Source organism: Hwanghaeella sp. 1Z406 (genome assembly GCF_048892425.1).
GTDB lineage: Bacteria > Pseudomonadota > Alphaproteobacteria > UBA8366 > Aestuariispiraceae > Pacificispira.
The window spans coordinates 87,224-112,191 of sequence record NZ_JBLZHU010000009.1 but is presented as its reverse complement, the minus strand read 5'-3'; the positions used below and the strand labels follow the sequence as shown (position 1 = coordinate 112,191).

Sequence of the window (24,968 nt, the reverse complement as noted above, 5' to 3'; positions counted from 1 at the left end):
CGTTAATCCTCAAATCCGATAGATGTTAAGAGCGCTGCGGTCTCAAACAGGCCAAGACCGACCACATTGGAATAAGATCCGTTAATCCGGCGTATAAAGGCAGCAGCGCGCCCCTGAATGGCATAGCCACCTGCCTTGCCCTGCCATTCGCCAGAGGCCAGATAGGCGGCAATTTCTGTCTTATGCAGACGTTTGAAAACAACCGCAGTTTCAACCATCCGCGTCTTGACCGTTCCATCCGGGGCGATCAGCACGATACCGCCATATACCGTATGACGGCGACCAGATAATTGCTGCAGGCACTCCCGCGCGGTCTTTTCATCCTCTGCCTTTGGCAGGATTCGACGCCCCAGTGCCACCACCGTATCGGCGGCCAGAATGGCGGCGGAGTCGTCCAGACCGGCAGCGACCGCTTGCGCTTTCTCCAATGCCAGGCGGGCGGCATGGGGCCGCGGCAATTCTCCCCGCTGGGCAGATTCGTCGATATCCGCCGGATGCACAGCATCAGGCACAATCCCGATCTGGGCCAGTAAATCAAGACGGCGGGGGCTGGCAGAAGCCAGGATCAACTTTGGTTTAGCGTTCAAATCAGGATACCGGGAAAGTTTTTAAGAGACGTTGATGGATCTGGTCGCGCACTTGGCGATAGGCGTCAAGCCTCTGTTCACGACTGCCTTCAATGATGGACGGGTCGAATGTGTTCCAGAACACGACCTCACAGGCCATGGTGCGGGTCAATTCAACCGCATGGTGCTGGGCTTCCGGGGACAGGGCAATGATCGCGTCAAAGAAGGTATCTTCCAATTGATCGAAGGTCTTGGCGGTGTGCTTGGACATATCAACGCCAATTTCGGCCATGACTTCGACCATCATCGGGTCCAGCTCCCCACTGCGGGCGCCGACGCTGTCGACATAGATTTTCGTGCCATGCATTTTCTTCAACAATCCTTCGGCCATGGGGGAGCGAATAGAATTCATTGTGCAGCAGAACATCACCGCATCAGGCAGGTCGTCGGCTGAGAATATCATGCGCGCCCCTTCCCTGATCTCTGTTTCGCCTCGCCCCTTTTATCCGTTAACCGCGAATATGCAGGACACAGACCAGCGTAAACAGCCGCCGAGAGGTCGCTTTATCGATCTCAATTTTATCTTTCAGGGCATCGACCAAAACCTCCGCGCCCTCATTATGTAACCCGCGCCGCGCCATATCGATGGTTTCGATCTGGCTGGGGGAATGTTTCTTAATCGCGTCATAATAGCTTTCGCAGATCTGGAAATAGTCCCTGACGATGCTGCGAAACGGTGATAGCGGCAGCGAAACCGTAGTCAGATGCGCATCACCCTCGTCATCGATCTGGAACAGCACCCGTTTGCCATCCTCAATCGCCAGGCGCACCTTATAGGGACCGACATAATCGCCAATGGGCCGGAACCGGTTCATGTCCAACAGGTCATACATCGCGACCTTGCGCTCATGCTCCACCTCAACAGCACGGCGCACGACGCTTTTCTCGTCCAGCGTCAGGGCAACAATCTTATCGGTCGCGTCGTTGAAACTAGTGTCGCTCATCGTCGATACTCCCTTTGAATAGGCTGTCGGGCGGGAGTTTAATGCAGTCGCCACCGCTTAGCGAGACGGCATATTCAGGCGCAGCGCCACGGAAAGTCCGTGGGCACCCAGCCCTTCCGCCTCTGCCAGACGCACCGCAGCCGGGCCGATCTGAGTCAGGCTGTCTGCATCGCATTTCACGATGGAGGTCCGCTTCATAAAATCGACGACACCCAAGCCGCTGGAAAACCGCGCGCTGCGGGCCGTTGGCAGGACATGATTAGGCCCTGCAATGTAATCGCCAATGGCTTCTGGCGTATAGCGACCCAGGAAGATCGCACCGGCATTGCTGACCTTGTCACACAGGGCTTCCGGCTCTGCGACCGCCAGTTCCAGATGCTCCGGCGCGATGGCATCGATCAGCGGCACGGCAGCACCCAGGTCCGGCACAACAATGATCGCGCCGTGCTGGGTCCAGCTTTCCCCGGCGATAGCCTTGCGGGGCAATGTTTCCAGACGCCGCGCCACGGCGGCTTCGACCGCATCGGCAAAATCGGCACTGTCCGTGATCAGGATGGATTGTGCGGATGTGTCATGTTCGGCCTGGCTTAACAGATCGACAGCGATCCAATCAGGGTCGTTCTGTGCATCGGCGACCACCAGGATTTCTGACGGGCCCGCGATCATATCAATCCCCACCGTGCCGAAGACGCGACGCTTGGCCGCTGCGACATAGGCATTGCCCGGCCCAACGATGGTAGAGACCGGCTGTATCGTCTCTGTCCCATAGGCCAGCGCCCCTACGGCCTGAGCACCACCGATGCGATAGACCTCATCCACGCCAGCAAGCTTAGCCGCCGCCAGAACCAGCGGATTGGTTACATTATCAGGGGTTGGAACAACCATCACCAGCCGCTTCACCCCAGCGACCTTAGCAGGCAGGGCATTCATCAGAACGGAACTGGGATAGGCCGCCGTACCCCCCGGCACATACAGGCCAGCCGCAGCAACCGGCGTCCAGCGCGCGCCAAGGCGCACCCCGATCTCGTCCGTATAATCTAACCCGGCCGGCAGGGTCTTTTCATGGAAAGACCGAATCCGGTGTGCCGCCAGTTCCAGCGCATTGATCAATTCCGGATCACACGCATCCGCTGCCGCATCCAGGGCGGATTGAGGAATGCGCAAATCATCAACCGTGATCGCCACCCGGTCAAAGCGGTTGGTATAATCCACCACCGCCGTATCGCCCCGGCTGCGCACATCCTCCAGGATAGCCGCGACCGTGCGATCCACATCTTCATCCATCTCCCGCTTGCTGTGCAGCAGGTCATCGAAGGCAGCATAAAATCCCGGCGCATCAGCAAGCAACCGGCGAGATACGGGATAATCATGCGGCACGTTGTGCAACCTCCTGAAAACGACTGACCCAGCCGCCAACTTCTTCCGACCGGGTTTTCAAGGCGGCCCGATTGACGATCAGGCGCGAAGTGACCTCCGCCACGGTTTCAACCTCTACCAACCCGTTTTCCTTCAAGGTCCGGCCAGAGGAGACCAAATCAACGATGCGGCGACACAGGCCCATGCCCGGTGCCAATTCCATTGCCCCATTCAATTTGATACATTCGGCCTGCACACCCCGGCGCGCGAAATGCTTGCGGGTGATGTTCGGGTATTTTGTGGCGACACGAATATGGCTCCACCGGCTGGGATCATCGCCGGCAACCAGCTCAGCCGGCTCTGCCACGGCAATGCGACAATAGCCGATATTCAAATCCACCGGCGCATAGATCTCCGGATAGTCGAATTCCATCAACACATCATTGCCAGCAATGCCCAGATGCGCCGCACCAAAGGCGACAAAGGTCGCCACATCGAAACTGCGCACCCGGATAATCGACAGGTTGGGCACATTGGTATCAAATTTCAGCAACCGGGACGACGGATCATCAAAGGCCGGTTCCGGCACAATGCCAACACCGTCCAGCACCGGGCGCAACTCGTCCAATATCCGCCCTTTCGGCAGGGCCAGCACCAAAGGTTCATTCGCGGTCATAACGAAAATTCCGGATCAACGGTGAAACAGGGCCGTTACATGGCACACCGCCCCCCCGGTTTCCAGTGTTTATCTGTTTTGTCTCTTTTGCCAGGGGCGATAAGACCACCCATTTGCGGACCAAATACGCTGGGCATTGACATTTCTAAGAGCTGATGTTTTTTATATGTAACTTTATAACATATCATCAAGGATGTACGAATGTCTGAACAAATCGATGCCCGCCTGCCCGTCACTGTTTTGTCAGGCTTTCTTGGAGCGGGGAAAACCACGCTTCTGAACCATGTCCTGAACAATCGCCAGGGACAGCGGGTGGCCGTCATCGTGAATGATATGAGCGAGGTAAACATCGACGCCAGCCTGATCCGGGAAGGCGGGGCAAACCTGTCACGCACCGATGAAAAACTGGTGGAGATGACCAATGGCTGCATCTGCTGCACCCTGCGCGATGATCTTCTGGCTGAAGTTAGACGATTGAGCCAGGAAGGACGCTTTGATTATCTATTGATTGAGGGGACGGGAATTGCCGAGCCGCTGCCCGTCGCCAGCACTTTTTCCTTTCGTGATGAGAATGGGTTGAGCCTGTCCGACATTGCACGACTGGATACCATGGTAACGGTCGTTGATGCCGTAAACCTGCTGAAAGACTATTCGTCCCAGGACTTCCAAAGTGACAGAGGGGAAATCGCCGGTGATAGCGATGATCGAACACTGGTCGATCTGCTGGTGGACCAAATCGAATTTGCCGATGTCATCGTCATCAACAAGAAATCAGAGGTCACGCCAGAACAACGCGACCTTGTGCTGACAATTGTGAAATCCCTGAATGCCGATGCACGGATTATCGAGACTGATTTCAGCAAGGTTGCGTTAGGGGAAATCCTGAATACAGGTCTGTTCAGCGAAGAAAAAGCACAATCCCACCCCCTTTGGGTCAAGGAACTCTATGGCTATGACGGCCATGTGCCAGAAACGGAGGAATATGGGATCAGCAGCTTCGTCTATCGCGCCCGCCGTCCCTTCCATCCCGCCAAATTTAATGACTTCACCAAGGCGACCTGGCCCGGCCTGATCCGCGCTAAAGGGCATTTCTGGCTAGCGACACGCCCAGACTGGGTTGGTGAATTCTCTTTGGCCGGTGCTATTGCCCGATCTTTCCCAATGGGAATCTGGTGGACTGCCGTCCCAAAATCCAATTGGCCAGATCATCCAGAATGGCAGCAAGTCCTAGACAGCAACTGGGACCCGGTCTGGGGTGACAGACGGCAGGAACTGGTCTTCATTGGCAGCAGCATGAACGAAGCGGCAATCCGCACCGCCTTAGATGCCTGCCTGGTTGACGACACAGATACATTCGATCCCAAAGCCTATCAGAATCTACCGGATCCCTATCCAATCTGGGAACGACAAGACGCTGCCTGAACCGGAAGGAGGACCATTGGTCCTCCTTACTCCACCGTCACAGCCTTTGCCAGATTGCGGGGTTGATCGACATCCGTGCCCTTGATGACAGCGGTGTGATAGGCCAGCAATTGCACCGGGATGGTATACAGGATTGGTGCGACATAGGGGTCGACCTTGGGCAGTTCGATACTGGCAAAGGGTTTTGCCATGCGGGTCATTTTAGCAATACCATCGGCATCGGACAGGAAGATAACGCGCCCGCCCCGGCTGACCATTTCCTGCACATTGGATGCCGTCTTCTCAAACAGCGGGCCAGAAGGCGCGATCATGATGATCGGCACATTTTCTTCGATCAGCGCGATGGGGCCATGTTTCATCTCACCCGCCGGATAGCCTTCGGCGTGGATGTAGGAGATTTCTTTCAGCTTCAAGGCCCCTTCCAAGGCGATGGGGAAAGAGGAGCCGCGCCCCATGAAAAAAACGTCCCGCGCCTTGGCAACCGTCTGCGCGATCTCACGGATATACTCATCATGCACCAGAACTTCGGCAGCACGACCAGGCACTTCCGCCAGCGCAGCGGCCAGAACAGCCTCCCGCTCCCGCGACAAGGTGCCCCGCGCCTTTGCGATGGCAATCGCCAGACAGGACAGAACCGTCAATTGCGTGGTGAAAGCCTTGGTCGAAGCGACCCCGATTTCGGGACCGGCCAATGTCTGGAGCACCGCATCGGAACTGCGCGCAATGGTCGATTCCGGCACATTGATGATGGACAGGATATGTTGCCCTTCGCGCCTGGCATACCGCAGGGCTTCCAGCGTATCCATCGTCTCCCCAGATTGGCTGATGAACAGGGCCAGGCCATCCTTAGGCAATGGGGTTTCACGATAGCGCAATTCGGATCCGACATCGACTTCGACCGGCAGGCGCGCCAATTCCTCAATCCAGTATTTCGCGACGCATCCGGCATAGGACGCCGTGCCACAGGCCCCAATGGTAATTTTGGAAATCCCAGCCAGATCAAAGGGCAGGTCCGGCAGGGTTATGGTCTGGGTCGCCGGGTTCAGCATGGAATGCAGGGTATCGCCGATCACGGCGGGTTGTTCATGAATTTCCTTCTGCATGAAGTGCTGATAATTACCCTTGCCGATCATTGCACCAGACACGGCGGTTTCAACGATCTTTCGGGTGACGGGGGCACCATCGGTGTCAAAGACTTCCGCCCCTTTGGGGGTCACGACGGCCCAATCGCCCTCTTCCAGATAGCTGATACGCCGGGTCATCGGGGCCAGCGCCAGGGCATCGGAGCCAAAAAACATCTCCCCATCGCCATAGCCAATGGCCAGGGGACTGCCGCGCCGCGCGCCGATCATCACGTCTGGGTGGCCCGCAAAGATCATCACCAGGCCAAAGGCCCCTTCCAGCATGGGCACGGTGCGCGCCACGGCCTCTTTCGGGCTGAGGCCCTGATTCAGGAAATCGGTGACCAGATGCGCGACAACTTCGGTGTCGGTTTCACTGGTATAGACGACATCCTTATCGGCCAGCCCCTCCCGCAATTCCTGATAATTCTCGATAATGCCATTATGGACGATGGCAACGCGATCCGTCGCATGGGGATGGGCATTCCCCTCTGATGGTACACCATGGGTGGCCCAGCGGGTATGACCGATCCCTGTCGTGCCAGACAGCGGGGTATCCTCCAGCACTTTTGCCAGATTGTGCAATTTTCCAGGCGCGCGGCGGCGGTCGATTGCATCCCCCACCAGGGTTGCGATACCCGCCGAGTCATAGCCGCGATATTCCAGGCGCTTCAAACCATCGACCAGGATGGGCGCGACCTGTGATTTCCCTAAAATGCCAATAATACCGCACATAAATTATCGTCTTTCCAGAATGAAAGGTTCAGGTTTTCTTCAGCGCCTCTTTACGCGCCTTCAGGCGGGCGCGCAATTTGGCGGCCAGGCCGGGCAGGTCCCGCTGGTCACCCCGGGCAATGGACAAGGCATCGGGCGCGACCGTGCGGGTAATTGTGGATCCCGCGCCGATGGTTGCGCGCGCTCCAATCGTTACCGGCGCAACCAGGGCACTGTTGGAGCCGATAAAGGCCTCCGCCCCGATCATGGTTTGATGCTTCAGGTATCCATCATAGTTGCAGGTAATGGTGCCAGCCCCGATATTGGCGCGTTCGCCAACAGTGGCATCGCCGATATAGCTGAGATGGTTCGCCTTGGCCCCTGCCGCGAATGTCGCATTCTTGACCTCGACAAAATTGCCGATCCGCGCCTCTTCGCCGATATCCGCACCAGGGCGCAGCCGCGCATAGGGGCCGACCACCGCGCCCCGTCGAATGACACAGCCTTCCATATGACTGAAAGCCTTAATCGTCACATCGCCCTGGACCACAACCTTGGGGCCAAAGACGACATTTTGACCGATGGTGACATCCTGTCCCAGCACGGTATCCCAGGAAAAATAAACCGTCTGGGGGTCCTGCAATGTCACACCAGCGTCCATCGCGGCCAGCCGGGCGCGGGCCTGCCATTGCGCCTCAGCAGTCGCCAATTCACTGCGGGAATTGATCCCCCGTAACTCTTCCTCTTGCGCCAGAATGACGCGACAGGACAAATCCTGTGCACGGGCGATGGCGACAATATCGGTCAGGTAATATTCGCCCTTCACATTGTCATTGCCGATGCGATCCACCAGATCGAACACGCGCGACGCATCTATCGCCATAACGCCAGAATTGCACAGGCCGATCTTGCGGGTCGCATCATCGGCATCATTGTATTCAACAATCGCCTGCAGGTCGCCTGAAGGATCAACAACCAACCGGCCATACGCGCCTGGATCTTCGGGTTCGAATCCCAGTACGACAACTGCCGCGCCAGCCTCGCGCTCCTCTACCATCGCAGCCAGGGTCTGGGGCGCGATGAAAGGCGTGTCGCCAAACACAACCAGAACAGTGCCGCGTTCGACTGTTTCCAAAACCGGCCGCGCCGCCTTCAGGGCATCCGCAGTGCCCAACTGTTCTTTTTGAAGGACAGTTGGAACCGGAGCTACGGCCTGGGTCACGCTGTCCATATCCGGTCCAACAACCACGGCGCACTGTTTCGTACCCAGTTGTTCTATCGCCGCCAGCAAATGCCCAACCAGCGATTTTCCCGCAATTTCATGCAGCACCTTCGGGCGGGTGGATTTCATGCGTGTTCCCTTCCCGGCGGCAAGGATCACGGCGGCAATCGGATGTTCAGACATAGGGCGAAACCAAGCTTGCAGAAGTTCCGGAAACGATTCTACATCGTGTAGGCAGAATACCTGCCATAGACCAAGGCTTGGGCCAAGTCACAAGGTGTTTCAAGCCATGTCGGATTGTTACAATATTTTACAGGGGCTGCCGATTATTTCTTGGGCATCAACGTGTCTAACAGATCCAGAACCTTACGGCGCTTTTCAGAACTTAAGCCTTCCAGACCATCACTGATCGCCAATTGCATGTCCAAACTATAGACACCTCGCAACCGACCCGCCCGCACCAGGCTGTCGGCCAGTTCATGCCCCAGCTCCAACGACAGCTTGTCACGGACTTCTGAAATCTGATCGTTCTTAGTCACCATGCTCTGCCCCAATCCACCCACAGAGACGAGTAGTCTTAGAAATCTAAGCCTATTACAAGATTCTGTTCAAGGGGGTTAAAAATCGGGCAAACTGAGACACAAATCTGGGCTTAATCATTGATAACATGGTTAATTTTTTAAACCGCATTTAACGAGCACCAATCAAATTTGCCGAATCTGACATCATGGCGAAAAAGCAAAAGCCGGATGACACAACAGAATATGCAGCATCATCCGGCTTAAGCTTGACTGAATGTAACTATGCGGGCGGATTAATAGCTCGCGTCGGGCATCGACTCTTTGCGCTGTTTGATGAAGTCCAGCAGAGCCTCGTCAACCGCAGGATCAATGGCCGGGGGAATATAGTCGTTCAACATCTTCTTCCAGCGCGCATTTGCCCGTTGATTCATATCCAGGCTGCCTTCCGCCTCCCATTGTTCATAGGAATTGTTGTCCGCCAGTGGGGAGCGATAGAAGGCGGTTTCAAAATTCCGCTGTGTGTGGTTACAACCCAGATAGTGCATGCCCGGCCCAACTTCGCGGATGGCATCCATGGCCTGGCCGTTTTCTGTCATGTCCACACCGTCCAACAAACGCACCAGCATTGCGGCCTGATCCGCATCCATGACAAATTTTTCGTATCCCATGGACAGACCGCCTTCCAGCCAGCCTGCGGTATGCAGCATGAAATTCACGCCCCCCAAAGCCGCAGTCTGCAATGTGTTGGCCGATTCATACGCCGCCTGCGCATCGGCAATCTTGGACGCGGTGAAACCACCGCCCGAGCGGAACGGAACACCCAGACGCCGCGCCAATTGTGCCGCCCCATACAGCACCAGCGATGGTTCCGGTGTGCCAAAGGTCGGCGCGCCCGACTGCATGGAAATAGACGATGCAAACGTACCAAAGATTGTCGGTGCGCCGGGCCGAACCACCTGTGTCAGGGCCATCCCGGCCAAAGCCTCAGCATAAAGCTGCGTCAATGTCCCCAGCACCGTGACCGGGCTCATCGCGCCTGCCAGAATGAAGGGAGAGATTACCGTTGCCTGATTGTTGCGGGCATAGACCTTCAAAGCGCCCAGCATCGTATCATCCCAAACCATGGGAGAATTCGCATTGATCAGATTGATCACCACGCAATTCTGATCGACGAAGTCTGCGCCAAACAGGATCTTGCACATATCGACGGTATCTTGCGCCCGTTCCGGTGCCGTGACCGACCCCATGAACGGTTTGTCGGACCAGCGCATATGGCTGTAGACCATATCAAGGTGACGCTTGTTCACGGGAATATCGACAGGCTCACACACCGTTCCGCCGGAATGATGCAGGCCGGTCGACATATAGGCCAGCTTCACGAAATTACGGAAATCCTCAATCGTGCCATAGCGACGCCCCTTATCCAGGTCGCGCACGAAGGGGGGTCCATAGGCCGGGACTAGAACTGTATTCCCCTCCCCCATTTTAACCGTGCGGGCAGGATTGCGTGCATGCTGGGTAATCAGCGACGGGGCCGTATCCTGAACAAGCTTTTTGCACAGACCTTTTGGGAAATGCACCCGTTCGCCCTGCACGTCACAGCCCTGATCGCGCCACATCTGCAGGACTTCTTCGTCACCGCGAAAATCCAGGCCGATTTCTTCCAGAACGGTGTCTGCGTTGCGTTCAATCAGATCCAGGCCATCTTCATCCAGCAGATTGAAGTAACCGATCTTGCGGGTGATATAGGCGGGCGCCCCTAAGTCGCCGGTTGCACGCGCTGCCTGACGGGCGGCGCGACCACTGCCACCGCCGCGCCCATGACGCCGTGCGCCGGACTCTGTACCTGCATCTGTCGCAGACCCTGCGCCAGCCGACGTATCGAGCAAATTGTCACCCATCATCATCCCTTTCATCGTCACCCTTAAGGATGACTTATCGACCAACCACGACTGTCTTGCCGCTGTGTCAGGATTGCCCTGCCGCCAACAGCAGAACCGTATGGGGACGTTATTGCGCGTCCTGTCCGTTCAGACGTGCGAAATCGCGACTTACTTATCGTCAAGCCGCGTCATTCGATCCATAACCAGTCTTAAATCAAGGATCAGAAAGAAAAGGTTGAGGTCTCGCCTTGACCGTATCCCGGCGAAATCAGGATTGGGACACTAAGCCCCAGAATGCGAGAAACGGATTGTGACTCATCACACAACGGCACAAGAAAACGCTCCCACTCCACAATCGCCTCGGCTCTTCTCAACCGATGCTTGGTATACAGGGGCTGTTTGCTCTGAAGTATGGCCCGGTAGCACGTCATAAGATAGGCACGGCAGGACGGACTGGCCGGCAGGTCGGACACGAGACGCCCAGTCCAGTCAAACCCGATAAAATCTGCAACCCGACTGCCAAAAACCCGGAACTGAAAATCTTCGCCACCGTCGATGACATCCATATACATCATGAACCCCATCGCGGCGCGAAACTTAAAAACATCGAAATCATTGACGTTTGGTACAGCATTTGGCTGGGGACTTGGCATTTCAGACCATGCCTCGTAGAAACGCTGCATCATCAAGCTTGGCAGGCCATCCTTATCAGGTGCCCATGTCAGAGTTAATGGCTCATGCGTATCGCTCTGAAAATGCGAAAAAACGGCATCAGCGTCGCCTTGCAACAAGGCATTCAGAACGCCCGGCGCTACGCAATAGTCGTTTCCATCACGCTCTTCTGGCACTGTCTGGTTTACATGTACCATTGATTGAATTCACCTCAACAAAATTGAATCGTTTGATCGCTTCGGCAAGCCAATGCAGGCCGCGCGGAAATGCGATAAACCACGTCCAACACAATTTCAGGGCGATTGAATTTGCCCCCCCAAAAAACCGTATTCGAACTGTGTTCAGGAATCAACCAGCATTATACTTTAAATGTTATAATGTATAATTCCTGATACATTGACCTTAATTCTTTTCTGGATAAAAACTCACTAAAACATCCAGAACTTCGCCCTTGAACAATAATTTATGCACCAACTGAACCACGAAAAACAACACCACCCTAAGATAGAATTATCGTTTTTTCGACACAGGTTGTCGGGCACCCTGGAACCAACAGGGCGCGCCCTAAATATCAGCGCTGTTTCGGTGATATTCATTTAAGAATCTACAAAGATGTGGCGTAGGATTTGGTGTGAACGTCGCAAACGTGAAAGCGATATCCAACTGTATTCAACATTCTGCGCATCGTAAACAGCACACGAACCGAAGGGGTCGGTCAGACCTCTCGGACCATTGGGAAGGGTCGCTTTCATCATGCAAAGCCATGCACGGGTAGTCGTTATTGGGGGAGGCGTAGTTGGCGTTTCCGCATTGTATCATCTGGCCAAAAAGGGCTGGAGCGATGTCGTGCTGTTGGAACGCAAAGAGCTGACATCCGGGTCCACCTGGCATGCGGCGGGCTTGTTGCCATTGTTTAACATGAGCTATTCCGTCGGTCAGGTTCACAAATATTCTGTAGACTTTTATCAGGAGCTTCAGAAAGAGACCGGCCAGGATGTCGGCTTTGCCAAGGTATCCAATATCCGCCTAGCACAGACTCAGGACCGAATGGACGAATACCGCCAATATGCCGGTGTCGCGGCAACAATCGGTATCAATGTCGAATTTCTGACCCCGAAACAGGTCAAGGAAATCTGGCCCTTATGCAACATTGATGGCCTGGTCGGTGCGATCCAGCATCCGGATGACGGTTATATTCAGCCTGCTGACCTGACCATGGCTTTGGCACAGGGCGCACGATCCCGTGGGGCGACGATCCACCGGAACACTGCGGTGACCGCCATTACCCGCACCCCGTCTGGCGAATGGTGCGTCCATACCGACAAGGGCACGATTACCTGCGAACACATCATCTCTGCGACGGGCAGCTTTGCCCGCCAGACTGGCGCGATGGTTGGCCTGGACATTCCGGTCATTCCGGTGGAACACCAGTATATCGTAACAGACGACCACCCCGATCTGGTTGCGCGCAAAGACCAGGGCCTGCCGGAATTAGGCGTACTGCGGGATTCCGATAATCAGTGGTATATGCGCCAGGAAAAGGGCGGCCTGATCCTGGGCCCCTATGAGAAAGGTGCGCCTGCCTGTTATGTCGACGGCCCGTCGGCGGAGTGTGAATACGAATTGTTTCAGGAAGACTTGGACCGATTGGAACCTCATATCGAAGGCGCGATGTTCCGAGTTCCCGCCTTCGGAGAAGTGGGCGTCAAGAAAGTCTATAACGGCGCAATCTGTTATACGCCCGACGGCAATCCCATCATCGGACCGGCCTGGGACCGCCCGAATTTCTGGCTGTCAGAAGGCCACAGCTTCGGCATCACTGCCGCCGGTGGCGCGGGCTGGCAATTGGCCGAATGGATTGTCGAAGGCGAACCCACCATCGACATGCTGGGCGTTGATCCCCGTCGCTTCGGCGATTACGCGACCAAATCCTATTTGGTAGAAAAGAATGAAGAAGCCTATAATCACGTCTTCATCACCCATTATCCAGACGAAGAGCGCCCCGCCGCGCGCCCGCTGCGCCGCACACCGATCTATGACCGCCTGAAAGATCTGGGCGCGGTATTCGGTGCCAGCTTCGGCTGGGAACGTGCCAATTTCTACGCCCCCGAAGGAACACCACAGACGGACCATTATTCCTTCCGGCGCTCTAAATGGCACGATGCGGTTGGCCTGGAATGCAAAAACGTGATGGATAATGTCGGCATCCTGGACATGACCGGTTTTGCAAAATGCCGCATCTCCGGCCCAGGTGCCGAAGCCTTCCTGGACCATCTAGTCGCCAATAAGCTGCCCAAAAAGATCGGTCGGCTGGGCCTTGCCCATTCACTGAGCGTCCGTGGTGGCGTGCATTCGGAATTCACGATCCTTCGGGAAGAACCGGATTACATGACCGGCGACCCCAGCTTCTATATCGTGTCGGCCGGGGCGTATCAGCGTCTGGACCATGACTGGATCAAGAAGCATATGCCAACCGACGGATCGGTCCGGTTCGACAGCCTGACCAATTCCATGGGTGTTCTGGTTATCGCAGGTCCCAAGGCCCGCACCTTGATGCAGCGTGTCAGCCCGCGCACGGATTTCTCCAACAAAGCCTTCCCCTGGCTGTCCAGCCAGAATATCGATGTCGGCAATGCCCCCTGCCGGGCAGCGCGCGTCAACTTTGTCGGTGAATTGGGCTGGGAATTGCATCACCCGATCGAATATCAGGTCCATATCTTTGACAAGCTGATGGCGGCGGGTGCCGATCTGGGGATCAAGCCCTTTGGGATCCGCGCCATGGACTGCCTGCGCATCGAAAAATCCTATCGCCTGCCAGGCCGTGAGCTTTCCATTGAATATGCGGCGTTGGAATCCGGCCTGGATCGCTTCGTTCACCTGGATAAGGGCGATTTCCTGGGCCGCGATGCCCTGGCAGCCTGGAAAGACCGGGGCTTCAAATGGGCCTTCACAACACTGGAAGTGCATGACACAACAGACGCCGATGCATTGGGATCAAACCCGATCACCTTGAACGGGGATGTCGTGGGTCGTTGCACATCGGGCAATTATGGCTTCCGGCTGGAAAAATCCCTGGCGCTGGCCATGATCCGCCCGGACCTGACCAAGCCCGGCACGGAACTGGAAATCGAAATCCTGGGCAAAGTTCATCGCTGTACCGTTGTGGAAGAAAGCCCCTTCGATCCGGATAACACCCGCCTGCGCGCAGACGGCTAAGCCTTAGACACAGTGGGGTGCCGGGACGGATCAAAACCGACCGGCCCCCATTCTCTGCGATCACTTCAGCAGCGTTTCCAGCGGCAACCCTGCGAATTCTTTGGTTCTGTCCAGGACGACATGGCTGGATATACGGACCTTTGCCGAACCGTCTTCGATCTGGCGCTCACTGATGCGGTGATAATCAGCAATGCTGCGACAGACGAACCACAGCATATAGTCAAAATCGCCGCTGACCTTAAAGCACTGAACAATTTCAGGGATTGCCGCAACCTGCGCCTCAAAGGCGCGGTAATCCTGATGGCTGGCAGTATCCAGACTGACAGTCGTCAGAACCATCACATTCGGGCACAAACGATCCAGGTCAACCTGCGCAATGAATGGCCCGATAACCCCATCGCCTTCCAGCTTGCGAAACCGCTGTAAGCAGGGGCTGGGCGACAGGCCGACCCGATCCGCAAGGGCCTGGTTCGTGATCCGACCATTGCGCTGAATTTCAGTAACAATCCGCAGGTCCGTCGCGTCCACAGCCATACCGAATTTCCTTTCTATAACACCCAATGCAACAGCAGAATCTGCCGTAAATGACCGACAGATAAATGGGATATTTTGACCAGTCTCTGCCATAATCCCCTTCATTCATGGATGGAGAGCTTACGATATGGCTAAAAACGCTGCAAAAGATTCTATCGCATTCCCCCCGAAGATTTCCCTGATTGGTGCGCCCAGCGATATCGGGGCCGGTCATCGTGGGGGGTCCATGGGACCGGAAGCGCTGCGGGTTGCAGGACTGCTGCAGGCCTTGACCCGCATGGGCTATGATGTGGAAGATCGCGGCAACCTGAACGGGCCGATCAATCCTGACACGCCACCGGTCAACGGATATCGCCATCTGCCGGAAACCATTGAATGGTGCACCGCGGTGCGCGATGGCGTTTATGGCATCCTGAAAGATGGCCGAATGCCGATCCTGCTGGGTGGCGATCATGCCTTGGCGATTGGATCCTTGTCTGGCATTGCCACCTACTGTGCGGAGCGTGGGGAAGACTATTCCGTCCTGTGGCTGGACGCCCATGCCGATTACAATACCGCCGATGTCTCCCCCAGCGGCAATATCCATGGCATGCCCCTGGCCGTCGCATCGGGCTACGGTCCAGAAGGACTGACAGGGCTGGGGCCGAAAACCCCGTTCCTGAATCCAAAGCGCGTGGTGCAGGTCGGCATCCGATCCGTGGATTCGATTGAAAAGAAACTGGTTGTGGCGTCTGGCATGGATGTGCACGACATGCGTCGCATCGACGAAAACGGCATGCGCCAGACGATGAGCGACGCCCTGGACAAACTGGCCAGCCTGGGCGGGCATGTTCATGTCAGCTTCGATGTGGATTTTCTGGATCCATCGATCGCACCAGGCGTTGGGACGACGGTGCCAGGCGGGCCAACCTATCGCGAAGCGCAACTGTGTATGGAAATGATTCATGACAGCGGCTTGATGCGCTCCCTGGACCTGATGGAACTGAACCCGGCTTACGACGTGAAGAATGCCACAGCGGACCTGACGGTTGACCTGGTTGAAAGCCTGTTTGGACAGCAGATCCTCAGCCGCACGGATTCCGCATTATAATTTTATTCTCCTGGGAGTGATTTGAAATGAACGCTGCTGCCGAAACCACTGATTTTTTGGCCGTCGAATCCGAATTGGGGGCGCATAACTATAAGCCCCTGGATGTCATCCTGACCAAGGGGGAAGGCGTCTGGGTCTGGGATGTGGATGGCAAGAAATATCTGGATTGTCTGGCAGCGTATTCCGCCGTCAATCAAGGGCATTGTCACCCGCGCATTCTAAAGGCGATGGTCGATCAGGCATCCAAATTGACGCTGACATCGCGCGCCTTTCGCAATGATCAACTGGCCCCGTTTTATGAAGAAATCTGCGCCCTGACCAATTCATCCAAGGTGCTGCCCATGAACAGCGGCGCCGAAGCGGTCGAAACCGCCGTAAAATGTGTGCGCAAATGGGGCTATGAGGTCAAAGGCGTTGCAGAGAACCAGGCGGAAATCATTGTCTGTAACAATAACTTCCACGGGCGCACCTTAAACATCGTTGGCTTTTCCACCGATCCGTCGGCGCGCAAGAATTTTGGCCCCTTCGCGCCCGGCTTTCGGGTTGTGCCATTCGGAGACGCCGCTGCGCTAGAGGCCGCCATTACACCCAACACCGTGGCTTTCCTGGTCGAACCCATTCAGGGTGAGGCGGGCGTCATCATCCCCCCCGAAGGCTATATTCAGGCTGTGCGAGAGATTTGTACCCGGCATAACGTCATGCTGATCCTGGACGAAATCCAGACCGGGCTGGGCCGCACCGGCCGGCTGTTGGCGGAAGAACATGAAGGCGTGGTCGCGGACCTGACGCTGGTTGGCAAGGCCCTGTCTGGGGGGTTCTATCCAATCTCTGCCGTACTCTCCAACTCCGAAGTGCTGGGCGTATTGAAACCCGGTCAGCATGGCAGCACCTTTGGCGGCAATCCCCTGGCCTGTGCCATTGCCCGTGAATCCCTGAAGGTTCTGGTCGAAGAGGGCATGATTGAAAATTCCGCCAAACAGGGCGCGTATTTTCTGGAAGGGCTTAAGAAAATCCGCAACAACGCCATCCGGGATGTGCGCGGGCGCGGCCTGATGCTGGCCGTGGAATTTCACCCGGATGCGGGCGGCGCGCGGCGCTACTGTCTTGAATTGAAGGAATTGGGCATCCTGTGCAAGGAAACCCACGAACACACCATTCGCTTTGCCCCACCCCTGACCATCACTCGCGATGAAGTCGATTGGGCGCTGGAGCGGATTGAGCGCGTCCTGACCCAGTAACACGTCAATTCCGGTATCGGCAGCATCTTGTTTTGGGTTGTGTTCAAACAGCAAACAGATGACTGTGCCTGCATTACAGACAGGCGCCCTTCCAACCCAAGATGGTGTAATGCTTTCAAATTTACAGACCCGAATTAAGCTGCTGTTCAAGCTGCCGATCGCCGTTTCGATTGTCCGAATTCTTGGTAAACTGGGCATTCAGAATTCGACCCTGCGGCGGATCGACTTTCTATCTGCGCCCGATGCCAGCAGGCCAACCAAGGCAACGGAGATTCTGTTCCACTGGATGGACCAGGTCGGGGCCAATCCCAGCGAAGTTTTAAAGAAGGCAGCAGGCGGGACCGTTCTGGAAATCGGATGTGGACGCTATGCCGGTTTCGCCCCCATTGCGACACTGTGCAACGCATCCAGGTATATTGGGATTGATCCAGGTTTGGACCCCGCTGTTCTGAAACACCGCAAGGTCGCGACGGGTTATTTCCTGCCAGGACTTGAGCAATCGTCACAATACCTGCGAAAACATCAGACTGGGCTACCTCAACTCCCCTCCCCGGACATAAAAACACTCAATCAACTCTATCAGATTTGTGATTTCCGAAGGGCGGGAATTGTGGAGGCGATGAGCACAGGTGAACAGGTAGATTTGTGCCTATCGATTTCCTGCCTGGAACATATTCAGGGGTTTGAGGAGGCCGCAAAAACAATGGCCGCCCTATCCAAACCCGATACGCTGCATATCCATATCGTTAATTTTTCCAACCACTTGTCCAAAGACAAACCTTTCCAGGGGCTCTACGACAGACCCTTCCCGGAATTTGCCAAGGCGCATAGTGACCTGATCAATGGGCTGCGTGTGACGGATTTGGAACAGATCTTTGAAAACGCAGGCTTATCTTTGCAAATGATTCCCTTGGATATCGGGCCGGATGCCCTGCCTGATTCCATTGATTCCTACTGGACCGAGAAATACAATCTTGACGCACTGTCCACGCGCGTTGCGATGTTCACCACGCTGCCGGTAAAGCAAAACCCTGCTGCACGGTAGCTTACCCACTCTGTCGCTAATGATTTGCCCCCCTCGACACTGCTGGTGGTAGCTTGTACAGTTCGGAATGAATCGCAGTTTGCTTGGGGGAGTATCTCGTATGATCACCGCTGACGCCGCGCCACTCCGCTTGCGGGCGTTTGACCTTGAGGATTTGGGGGTTGTCTCCAGCATGGTGCAGGATGCGCTGGTCCCGGGTCGTGATATGAAATATCTGTCGGAAGAGCGCAGCTTTATGCTGGCGCTGAACCGATTCCAATGGGAATCTGCGGGCGATACGCCCCCCTATAGCCGCAGCCATGCGGGTCTGCGGTTCGATCATGTAACCCATGTATCACGGCGCGGCATTGGGCCCGACAGCGCGGATAAAATCTTCGCCCTGCTGGCCATCGCCTATCACGACTATGCTGTGATGCTGACTTTCTCGGGCAATGCGGCAATCCGCCTGACGGTCGAGAAACTGGCGATTGGATTGACCGATCTGGGCACCCCCTGGCCGACGCAATGGAAGCCTGGGCACGATCCTGACGCCATGGCAGACTGATTACTCCTTTGAATTAAAACAATATTTATAATTCGATGACGCCGACCTGCTATTTTAACACTTAAACATGATACATTATAATTGAAAATTTCGATGTTTAGTGTATCATAAAATAAAACAAGCCAATTGCAGGACTGGAAACGTCAATGACAGATGCGCCCCAAATTGAAGGCTTAACAGCGGACGACCAGCGTGGGCAGGCGCGGTTTCAGGCGTTGTTGGACGCCGAAGAAAAGATCGAACCCCGGGACTGGATGCCAGACGGCTATCGCAAATTGCTGGTCCGTCAAATCTCTCAACATGCGCATTCCGAAGTCGTGGGCATGCTGCCGGAAGGAAACTGGCTGACCCGCACGCCGACGCTGAAGCGCAAGGCCGTGCTGCTGGCAAAAATTCAGGACGAGGCTGGGCACGCCCTATATCTCTACAGCGCCTGCGAAACCCTGGGCACACCCCGCGATGACACGATTGAGGCGCTGCACGACGGGCGTGCGAAATATTCTTCCATCTTTAATTATCCGACCCCGACCTGGGCCGATATCGGTGCCATTGGCTGGCTTGTGGATGGGGCCGCCATCGTTAATCAGGTGATGCTGTGCCGCTGTTCCTATGGCCCCTATGCCCGCGCGATGGAGCGGATTTGTAAGGAAGAGAGTTTCCACCAGCGCCAAGGCTATGAAATCATCACCACCATGGCCAAAGGCACACCGATTCAAAAGAAGATGGTGCAGGATGCACTGAACCGCTGGTGGTGGCCGTCGTTGATGATGTTCGGCCCCCATGACAGCGAGTCGACCCATGGCAATCAAAGCACGGAATGGAAGATCAAGCGGCGCTCCAATGACGAGTTGCGCCAGCACTTTGTTGATATGACCGTGCCCCAGGCGGAAATCCTGGGCCTGAGCGTCCCAGACCCGGATTTGAAATGGAATGAGGACCGTGGCCATTACGATTTTGGTCCGATCGATTGGGACGAATTCAAACGGGTGCTGAAAGGCGGCGGCCCGGTTGGCAGAGAACGTATCGCCGCACGCCGCAAGGCCTGGGAAGATGGGGCCTGGGTGCGCGAAGCCGCAACCGCCCATGCCGAAAAGCGCCGCCAACGGGCCCAGACCGCGCAAGCTGCCGAATAAATATAAGACAGAGGAAACATCATGTCCGCATCTTCAAGAGATTGGCCCTTGTGGGAAATCTTCATCCGCAGCCGCCAGGGCTTAAGCCATAAACATGTCGGCTCCCTGCAGGCCGTCGATGTCGAAATGGCGATCCAGAATGCCCGCGACGTCTATACCCGCCGCCGCGAGGGGGAGAGCATCTGGGTCGTGAAATCCAGCGATATCCATGCTTCCCAACCCGAAGAGCGTGGCCCCTTCTTTGACCCCGCAGATGACAAGATTTTCCGCCACCCGACCTTCTATACGGTGCCAGACGGCGTGGAGAATATGTAAGCCATGGCAACAGATACCAAAATCGACCGCAAAACCCTGACCGAGTATTTACTGCGTTTGGGCGATACCAGCCTGATCCTGGGCCACCGCCTGAGTGAATGGTGTGGTCATGGCCCGGTGCTGGAAGAAGACATCGCCCTCTCCAACATCGCGCTGGACCTGATCGGTCAGGCACGCCTGATCTATGATTATGCCGGACAGGTTGAAGGCGAAGGCCGGGATGAAGATGCGCTGGCCTTTACCCGCGATGTCACCGATTGGCGCAATCTGCTGCTGGTAGAACAGCCCAATGGCGATTTTGCGGTCACCATGGCACGGCAATTCCTGATCGACTGCCTGAATGTCGAACTGTTCGCAGCACTGAGCAAAAGCAGTGATGCGCAACTGGCTGCCATCGCCGCAAAAAGCCTGAAAGAAGTGACCTATCACCGCCGCCATTCCGGGGAATGGGTCATCCGCCTGGGCGACGGCACAGACGAAAGCCACAACCGCATTCAGCAGGCCTTTGATCATCTGTGGATCTTTGTCGAAGAACTGTTCGAAGAAGATGCGGTGGATGCCGCCATTATTCAGGCCGGGATCGGCCCGTCGGTAAAAAGCCTGCGCCCCGCCTGGGACACAATGGTTGACCGGGTGTTTGCAGAGGCTGGACTGACCCGCCCGACCAGCGATTTCCCGCGCTCAGGCGGCCATAAGGGCGAACATTCCGAATATCTGGGCTATATCCTGGCGGAACTGCAATTCATGCAGCGCGCCTATCCGGGGATGACCTGGTAATGACCCGCGTTACCGCCCTGGATGACCACCGCCCCTCCCCCGCAGAAGCCGCAATCTGGCATCTGCTTGAGGAGGTGCCGGACCCTGAAGTCCCCGCCCTGACCGTTCTGGACCTGGGCGTCGTGCGCATGGTTAGCGTGGGGGATAGGGGCCAGGTGTCTCTGGACGTGACGCCAACCTATTCCGGCTGTCCGGCGACCGCAGCGATCAATATGGCGATCCGCGACCGGCTGTTGCAGGCGGGTTATGAGGATGTGCAGATCAAGACCGTGCTATCCCCCGCCTGGACCAGCGATTGGATCAGTGCGGCGGGCAAGGAAAAGCTGCGAGCCTATGGTATTGCGCCGCCGGTTGGAACCGCTGCGGGCGAAGGCGCTGGGCGCGGCATCCTGTTTGGTGCAGACCCTAATGTCCCCTGCCCCCATTGCGGCAGCGTCCAGACCCAACGGGTCAGTGAATTCGGCTCCACGGCCTGCAAGGCACAATATCGCTGTACCGACTGCCTGGAACCCTTCGAATACTTCAAGTGCATTTAGCTCAGGAGCCCCTTGAATGGTCGCGTTTCACCCTCTTACCGTGATTGATATCCGCCGCGAAACCGAAGAGGCGGTCTCCATCCTGTTTTCCGTTCCGCCTGCACTGCGGGACGCCTATCGCTTTGCGCCGGGCCAATATCTGACTCTGCGCACCCGGATTGAGGGCGAGGAACTCCGCCGCAGCTATTCCATATGCAGCGGTATCAACGACAATGAATTGCGTGTCGCGGTGAAGACGGTGCCAGAGGGCAAATTCTCCCATTTCGCCAACGCGCATCTGGCCGTCGGCGATACGCTGGATGTCATGACACCCGACGGTCGCTTCACCGCCCCCATCGAACCGGAGAAGGCCAAGCGCTATCTGATGATCGCCGCGGGCAGTGGCATCACCCCGATCCTGTCGCTGGCGAAAACCTATTTGCACGCAGAGCCAAAGAGCCAGGTTACCCTGATCTATGGCAATAAATCTGCGGCCTCTATCCTGTTTCTGGAAGACTTGCAGGGGTTAAAAGACACCTACCCGACCCGGTTCAGCCTGATCCATATTCTCAGCCGCCAGCCGCGCGAAGTCCCGCTGTTCAATGGCCGCATTGACCGGGAAAAGTGCCGGGCCCTGTTCACCGGACCCGCCGCACCGGTAGACCCGGTCCAGGCCGATGAAGTGTTCCTCTGTGGCCCCCAGGGCATGGTGGACGACGCTACCGCCGCCCTGTCCGAAGCGGGCGTTGCGCTAAAGAAAATCCACACTGAACTTTTCACCCCCGCCGATGGCGGTGCCGCCATTGCCAAAGCCCGCGCCCAGCGCGCAGAGCGCCTGAGCACAGAAGACCGCGCCAAACTGCGCCATGTCACGGTGATCTATGACGGTATCGAAATCGAACTGGATCTCGCCTCAGACGGCATCCCCATCCTGGACGCCGCCATGGAACGCAGCGCAGATATCCCCTATTCCTGCAAAGGTGGCATGTGCTGCACCTGTCGCTGCAAAGTCCTGGTCGGCGACGTTGCCATGGACGTCAACTACGCCCTGACCAAGCAAGAAACCGACGCCGGCTTCGTCCTCGCCTGCCAGTCCCACCCTATGACCGACGAGGTGGTACTGGATTTTGATGTGAAGTGAGGGGGTTAAAACCTAGATAAATGCCTATACCGCTCTAAATCAGTCGGATCAATTTCAGAGGCGGAAACTAACTTATAGTGGCGCTCGTCTAGAACCTTTACCATATCATCGTCTACAGCCAATTCAAATAGGGCGACATGATCGTTCGATATAAACTGCGCAGAAATTGCGCGGCAAACTAATTGAGGAAACTTTTCTTTACAGCACTCAATATCTTGTTTTGTTTGAACAACCGACAACTGATCTGACCCACCCTTCGCCTGAACAGGCAACACAAACTGAGTGCCATTTCTATCTATGCCAACATAAATCTCGTCTATTTCAATTTGACCAATTTGCTTTACGGTTGTTCTTAAATGATTCTGCAAAGAGTATGTCGTTAACCCAAGAAAGATATCGATTAAACGATTATATCGAACAACTGCTAACAACGCCTGCTCATCAGATAAAGAATGAATTCTTATTAACTCAGGCGTAGAATCAGGAATCTTTATAGACATTAAAGAATCGTTGGGAATAATCCTATTAACTTTTACGAGTTTAAATTTGTACTCAGCTCTGCCAGCTCCTTCAATTATCCATTCAAAGCCAAATTCTGCTGTTTTCAGGATTTCAAACGGTAATTCCCGTCTATATCGGAATGAATAAATAACATCTCCTAAGTTCTTAGGAAGAGCGTGACCCAAAATCTTTGCTGTCTCGGCGACATCTTCTCTAGAAAATGTGACCTCTCTATCTCCATCATTATAACGATCTAAAAAAACTCTCTCAATAACGGTACTATAGACATCACCTTTTCTTGAGACATGACCTGTCTTTGGAATTCTCATTTTATTCCCCAACCTAAAAATATTTTTCGTTTTCGATATCTACTTGTCTTCTTTTTCTATTCCCACTTTTCATATTTCGATTTGCGATAGGGACATCAATTCCCCAGTATTTTGACGATTGTTTCATATCCATACTTAGTAAACTCTCATCCTGACAAAAAAACTGTTTTGAGGATCTTATAGGCAGATTACCTGATGCTTTTAGGACCTCTCTAGCCACCGCTCGTGCTAATGGCGGAGGAACTGAGTTTCCGATCTGCCTTGCACCATGCCACTTAGTAAAATGAAATCTGAACCAATCAGGATAGCCATGCAATCGGGCCATTTCTCTTACTGTGACACAACGATTGTATTCATAATGAATTGGTCTAGGGCTAGTGAATGCCCCTCGAGCAGAATCAGTGCCGGCTCTTAACGTGTTGCTAACGCCACTTTTTGATAACTTATAAAATCGCGAAATTGGCTCTACAGTCCCAGGTTCAGTTCGCGCAAATCTACCCCGAGATATCTCGGTATGTATAGTCCTCGCACTTGATGTCAATTTGTTAGGATCCCATTCACGTACATGTCCGAAGTGCCAAGCATCATTCGATAAACACCTTAATTCTCGAGCATATTCAGAAATTGGTCTCGAACTTCTCAATCTAACAGAATCGGAATCAAGGAGCTCTTGAAATTGGTCCGCATCTTCAAGATCAGATAATGCATCCCAGCAATTCGGCACTAACGGTAAATGAATGCTGTTTTCTTTTAAAGACCGAGTAGTGGGTACTGGGTATTCAGGCAATGGAACACCGAATCTCGCTCCAATTAAAAATAATCGAAATCGATCCTGTGGAACACCATAGTTATAGGAATTTAAAACCTTCCAAGGTTGTCGAACTGAATACCCTGCATCTCCAAACTCAGAAATAAGTTCATCAAGAAATTGCCGGTGTTTTCCCAATGTCAAACCTTTAACATTTTCAAATACAAAGTAAGTTGCGCCAAGCTCTGCAACTAATCGAACAAAATCCTTCACGAGCCTATTCCTAGGATCATCCATAGCTCGTTGCCCAATCAGCGAGAACCCCTGACATGGCGCGCCACCAAAAACTAAATCAACATCACCAACGCTTAAGTCGGCCGCACGAAGAATTTCGTTACCAGAAACATCTGAAACAGATTTTGGCAAAATCGCACATTCTGGAAAATTAAACTTGTGAGTAGCGGCGTGTATGGGATCTATCTCAACCGCTGCGACAATATCATAACCCGCCTGCTCAAAGCCCAGACTCATTCCACCTGCCCCTGCGAATAAATCCACTGCTTTTGGTCTTCTCATTTTTTTTCCCTTGTGCACGAAACTAGATACAAAAAGATAACTTGGATCGAGTATGATTGATTCATCCTCCTATTGTCGAGAAACTGCGAGCAACTTGATTATTTACAAG

General features: G+C 54.8%; 24 protein-coding genes. 11 read left to right on the top strand and 13 right to left on the bottom strand.

The genetic code is table 11. From position 1 onward, the window contains the following. Nucleotides 1-2 precede the first annotated feature (2 nt). The 5 genes from ACOSDR_RS16890 to hisG are packed head-to-tail and all read right to left on the bottom strand — an operon-like array spanning nt 3 to nt 3,602. Nucleotides 3-587, bottom strand: a complete 585-nt coding sequence (locus ACOSDR_RS16890) for a Maf family protein (protein WP_420725979.1) — start codon at nt 585-587, stop codon at nt 3-5. A gap of 1 nt (nt 588) precedes the next feature. Beyond that, nucleotides 589-1,029 (bottom strand): arsenate reductase ArsC, encoded by a 441-nt coding sequence (locus ACOSDR_RS16885; RefSeq protein WP_420725978.1) that lies wholly within the window; start codon nt 1,027-1,029, stop codon nt 589-591. A gap of 46 nt (nt 1,030-1,075) precedes the next feature. Next, entirely contained in the window at nt 1,076-1,570 is a 495-nt protein-coding gene (locus tag ACOSDR_RS16880; protein WP_420725977.1) for a UPF0262 family protein, read from the bottom strand. Nucleotides 1,571-1,627: 57 nt separating this feature from the next. Further along, nucleotides 1,628-2,947: a histidinol dehydrogenase gene (hisD, locus tag ACOSDR_RS16875; protein ID WP_420725976.1), complete on the bottom strand. Its 1,320-nt coding sequence runs from the start codon at nt 2,945-2,947 to the stop codon at nt 1,628-1,630. Beyond that, nucleotides 2,937-3,602: an ATP phosphoribosyltransferase gene (gene hisG, locus ACOSDR_RS16870; RefSeq protein ID WP_420731973.1), complete on the bottom strand. Its 666-nt coding sequence runs from the start codon at nt 3,600-3,602 to the stop codon at nt 2,937-2,939. The genes hisD and hisG overlap by 11 nt, the downstream gene beginning before the upstream one ends. 201 nt (nt 3,603-3,803) lie before the next feature. On the opposite strand from hisG, the gene zigA reads away from it, so the two are divergent. Continuing rightward, on the top strand, nt 3,804-5,024 hold the full coding sequence (zigA, locus tag ACOSDR_RS16865) for a zinc metallochaperone GTPase ZigA (RefSeq protein WP_420731972.1): 1,221 nt from the start codon (nt 3,804-3,806) through the stop codon (nt 5,022-5,024). Between the two features lie 26 nt (nt 5,025-5,050). Here the strand turns inward: zigA and glmS are convergent, their stop codons facing one another. From glmS to ACOSDR_RS16840, 5 genes are all read right to left on the bottom strand, one after another. Then, on the bottom strand, nt 5,051-6,880 hold the full coding sequence (glmS, locus tag ACOSDR_RS16860) for a glutamine--fructose-6-phosphate transaminase (isomerizing) (protein ID WP_420725974.1): 1,830 nt from the start codon (nt 6,878-6,880) through the stop codon (nt 5,051-5,053). 28 nt (nt 6,881-6,908) lie between these two features. Beyond that, nucleotides 6,909-8,264, bottom strand: a complete 1,356-nt coding sequence (gene glmU, locus ACOSDR_RS16855; protein WP_420731971.1) for a bifunctional UDP-N-acetylglucosamine diphosphorylase/glucosamine-1-phosphate N-acetyltransferase GlmU — start codon at nt 8,262-8,264, stop codon at nt 6,909-6,911. 143 nt (nt 8,265-8,407) lie between these two features. After that, nucleotides 8,408-8,623: a hypothetical protein gene (locus ACOSDR_RS16850; RefSeq protein ID WP_420725972.1), complete on the bottom strand. Its 216-nt coding sequence runs from the start codon at nt 8,621-8,623 to the stop codon at nt 8,408-8,410. Nucleotides 8,624-8,895: 272 nt separating this feature from the next. Continuing rightward, nucleotides 8,896-10,518 (bottom strand): trimethylamine methyltransferase family protein, encoded by a 1,623-nt coding sequence (locus ACOSDR_RS16845; RefSeq protein WP_420725971.1) that lies wholly within the window; start codon nt 10,516-10,518, stop codon nt 8,896-8,898. A 188-nt stretch (nt 10,519-10,706) separates the two neighbouring features. Next, on the bottom strand, nt 10,707-11,354 hold the full coding sequence (locus ACOSDR_RS16840; protein ID WP_420725970.1) for a PAS domain-containing protein: 648 nt from the start codon (nt 11,352-11,354) through the stop codon (nt 10,707-10,709). A gap of 556 nt (nt 11,355-11,910) precedes the next feature. Between ACOSDR_RS16840 and ACOSDR_RS16835 the strand changes: the two genes are divergently transcribed. After that, nucleotides 11,911-14,373 carry a GcvT family protein gene (locus ACOSDR_RS16835; protein WP_420731970.1) on the top strand — a complete coding sequence of 821 codons (2,463 nt, stop codon included), beginning with the start codon at nt 11,911-11,913 and terminating at the stop codon, nt 14,371-14,373. Nucleotides 14,374-14,433: 60 nt separating this feature from the next. Here ACOSDR_RS16835 and ACOSDR_RS16830 read toward each other — a convergent pair whose 3' ends face one another. Continuing rightward, the gene (locus ACOSDR_RS16830; RefSeq protein WP_420725967.1) at nt 14,434-14,907 is read right to left on the bottom strand and encodes an Lrp/AsnC family transcriptional regulator; all 474 of its coding nucleotides are present in this window, start codon (nt 14,905-14,907) and stop codon (nt 14,434-14,436) included. 127 nt (nt 14,908-15,034) lie between these two features. Between ACOSDR_RS16830 and rocF the strand changes: the two genes are divergently transcribed. The 9 genes from rocF to paaE all read left to right on the top strand — a co-directional run bounded on the left by rocF (nt 15,035) and on the right by paaE (nt 22,705). Next, nucleotides 15,035-15,997 carry an arginase gene (gene rocF / locus ACOSDR_RS16825; RefSeq protein ID WP_420731969.1) on the top strand — a complete coding sequence of 321 codons (963 nt, stop codon included), beginning with the start codon at nt 15,035-15,037 and terminating at the stop codon, nt 15,995-15,997. A 26-nt stretch (nt 15,998-16,023) separates the two neighbouring features. Then, on the top strand, nt 16,024-17,235 hold the full coding sequence (gene rocD, locus ACOSDR_RS16820; protein ID WP_420731968.1) for an ornithine--oxo-acid transaminase: 1,212 nt from the start codon (nt 16,024-16,026) through the stop codon (nt 17,233-17,235). Between the two features lie 109 nt (nt 17,236-17,344). Next, complete coding sequence (locus ACOSDR_RS16815) at nt 17,345-18,280, top strand: methyltransferase domain-containing protein (protein ID WP_420725964.1); 936 nt, start codon at nt 17,345-17,347, stop codon at nt 18,278-18,280. Nucleotides 18,281-18,380: 100 nt separating this feature from the next. After that, on the top strand, nt 18,381-18,824 hold the full coding sequence (locus tag ACOSDR_RS16810) for a DUF2948 family protein (protein ID WP_420731967.1): 444 nt from the start codon (nt 18,381-18,383) through the stop codon (nt 18,822-18,824). 146 nt (nt 18,825-18,970) lie between these two features. Next, nucleotides 18,971-19,957, top strand: a complete 987-nt coding sequence (gene paaA, locus ACOSDR_RS16805) for a 1,2-phenylacetyl-CoA epoxidase subunit PaaA (protein ID WP_420731966.1) — start codon at nt 18,971-18,973, stop codon at nt 19,955-19,957. Nucleotides 19,958-19,978: 21 nt separating this feature from the next. Continuing rightward, nucleotides 19,979-20,272 carry a 1,2-phenylacetyl-CoA epoxidase subunit PaaB gene (gene paaB, locus ACOSDR_RS16800; protein ID WP_420725960.1) on the top strand — a complete coding sequence of 98 codons (294 nt, stop codon included), beginning with the start codon at nt 19,979-19,981 and terminating at the stop codon, nt 20,270-20,272. A gap of 3 nt (nt 20,273-20,275) precedes the next feature. Then, nucleotides 20,276-21,049 (top strand): 1,2-phenylacetyl-CoA epoxidase subunit PaaC, encoded by a 774-nt coding sequence (gene paaC / locus ACOSDR_RS16795; protein WP_420731965.1) that lies wholly within the window; start codon nt 20,276-20,278, stop codon nt 21,047-21,049. Continuing rightward, nucleotides 21,049-21,585, top strand: a complete 537-nt coding sequence (paaD, locus tag ACOSDR_RS16790; RefSeq protein WP_420725958.1) for a 1,2-phenylacetyl-CoA epoxidase subunit PaaD — start codon at nt 21,049-21,051, stop codon at nt 21,583-21,585. The genes paaC and paaD overlap by 1 nt, the downstream gene beginning before the upstream one ends. A 16-nt stretch (nt 21,586-21,601) precedes the next feature. Then, complete coding sequence (paaE, locus tag ACOSDR_RS16785) at nt 21,602-22,705, top strand: 1,2-phenylacetyl-CoA epoxidase subunit PaaE (protein WP_420731964.1); 1,104 nt, start codon at nt 21,602-21,604, stop codon at nt 22,703-22,705. Between the two features lie 5 nt (nt 22,706-22,710). Here the strand turns inward: paaE and ACOSDR_RS16780 are convergent, their stop codons facing one another. After that, nucleotides 22,711-23,535, bottom strand: coding sequence for a hypothetical protein (locus ACOSDR_RS16780; RefSeq protein WP_420731963.1), 825 nt, complete (start codon nt 23,533-23,535; stop codon nt 22,711-22,713). Nucleotides 23,536-23,548: 13 nt separating this feature from the next. After that, nucleotides 23,549-24,859, bottom strand: a complete 1,311-nt coding sequence (locus ACOSDR_RS16775) for a DNA cytosine methyltransferase (RefSeq protein ID WP_420731962.1) — start codon at nt 24,857-24,859, stop codon at nt 23,549-23,551. Between the last annotated feature and the right edge of the window lie 109 nt (nt 24,860-24,968).

Coding starts and splice junctions, on each gene's coding strand:
- ACOSDR_RS16835 (WP_420731970.1), top strand. CDS start 11,911: ATGCAAAGCCATGCACGGGTAGTCGTTATTGGGGGAGGCGTAGTTGGC.
- ACOSDR_RS16880 (WP_420725977.1), bottom strand. CDS start 1,570: ATGAGCGACACTAGTTTCAACGACGCGACCGATAAGATTGTTGCCCTG.
- ACOSDR_RS16850 (WP_420725972.1), bottom strand. CDS start 8,623: ATGGTGACTAAGAACGATCAGATTTCAGAAGTCCGTGACAAGCTGTCG.
- ACOSDR_RS16780 (WP_420731963.1), bottom strand. CDS start 23,535: ATGAGAATTCCAAAGACAGGTCATGTCTCAAGAAAAGGTGATGTCTAT.
- paaC (WP_420731965.1), top strand. CDS start 20,276: ATGGCAACAGATACCAAAATCGACCGCAAAACCCTGACCGAGTATTTA.
- ACOSDR_RS16830 (WP_420725967.1), bottom strand. CDS start 14,907: ATGGCTGTGGACGCGACGGACCTGCGGATTGTTACTGAAATTCAGCGC.
- paaD (WP_420725958.1), top strand. CDS start 21,049: ATGACCCGCGTTACCGCCCTGGATGACCACCGCCCCTCCCCCGCAGAA.
- paaA (WP_420731966.1), top strand. CDS start 18,971: ATGACAGATGCGCCCCAAATTGAAGGCTTAACAGCGGACGACCAGCGT.
- ACOSDR_RS16845 (WP_420725971.1), bottom strand. CDS start 10,518: ATGAAAGGGATGATGATGGGTGACAATTTGCTCGATACGTCGGCTGGC.
- ACOSDR_RS16840 (WP_420725970.1), bottom strand. CDS start 11,354: ATGGTACATGTAAACCAGACAGTGCCAGAAGAGCGTGATGGAAACGAC.
- zigA (WP_420731972.1), top strand. CDS start 3,804: ATGTCTGAACAAATCGATGCCCGCCTGCCCGTCACTGTTTTGTCAGGC.
- ACOSDR_RS16810 (WP_420731967.1), top strand. CDS start 18,381: ATGATCACCGCTGACGCCGCGCCACTCCGCTTGCGGGCGTTTGACCTT.
- paaE (WP_420731964.1), top strand. CDS start 21,602: ATGGTCGCGTTTCACCCTCTTACCGTGATTGATATCCGCCGCGAAACC.
- rocD (WP_420731968.1), top strand. CDS start 16,024: ATGAACGCTGCTGCCGAAACCACTGATTTTTTGGCCGTCGAATCCGAA.
- ACOSDR_RS16885 (WP_420725978.1), bottom strand. CDS start 1,029: ATGATATTCTCAGCCGACGACCTGCCTGATGCGGTGATGTTCTGCTGC.
- ACOSDR_RS16775 (WP_420731962.1), bottom strand. CDS start 24,859: ATGAGAAGACCAAAAGCAGTGGATTTATTCGCAGGGGCAGGTGGAATG.
- paaB (WP_420725960.1), top strand. CDS start 19,979: ATGTCCGCATCTTCAAGAGATTGGCCCTTGTGGGAAATCTTCATCCGC.
- rocF (WP_420731969.1), top strand. CDS start 15,035: ATGGCTAAAAACGCTGCAAAAGATTCTATCGCATTCCCCCCGAAGATT.
- glmU (WP_420731971.1), bottom strand. CDS start 8,264: ATGTCTGAACATCCGATTGCCGCCGTGATCCTTGCCGCCGGGAAGGGA.
- ACOSDR_RS16815 (WP_420725964.1), top strand. CDS start 17,345: ATGCTTTCAAATTTACAGACCCGAATTAAGCTGCTGTTCAAGCTGCCG.
- glmS (WP_420725974.1), bottom strand. CDS start 6,880: ATGTGCGGTATTATTGGCATTTTAGGGAAATCACAGGTCGCGCCCATC.
- hisG (WP_420731973.1), bottom strand. CDS start 3,602: ATGACCGCGAATGAACCTTTGGTGCTGGCCCTGCCGAAAGGGCGGATA.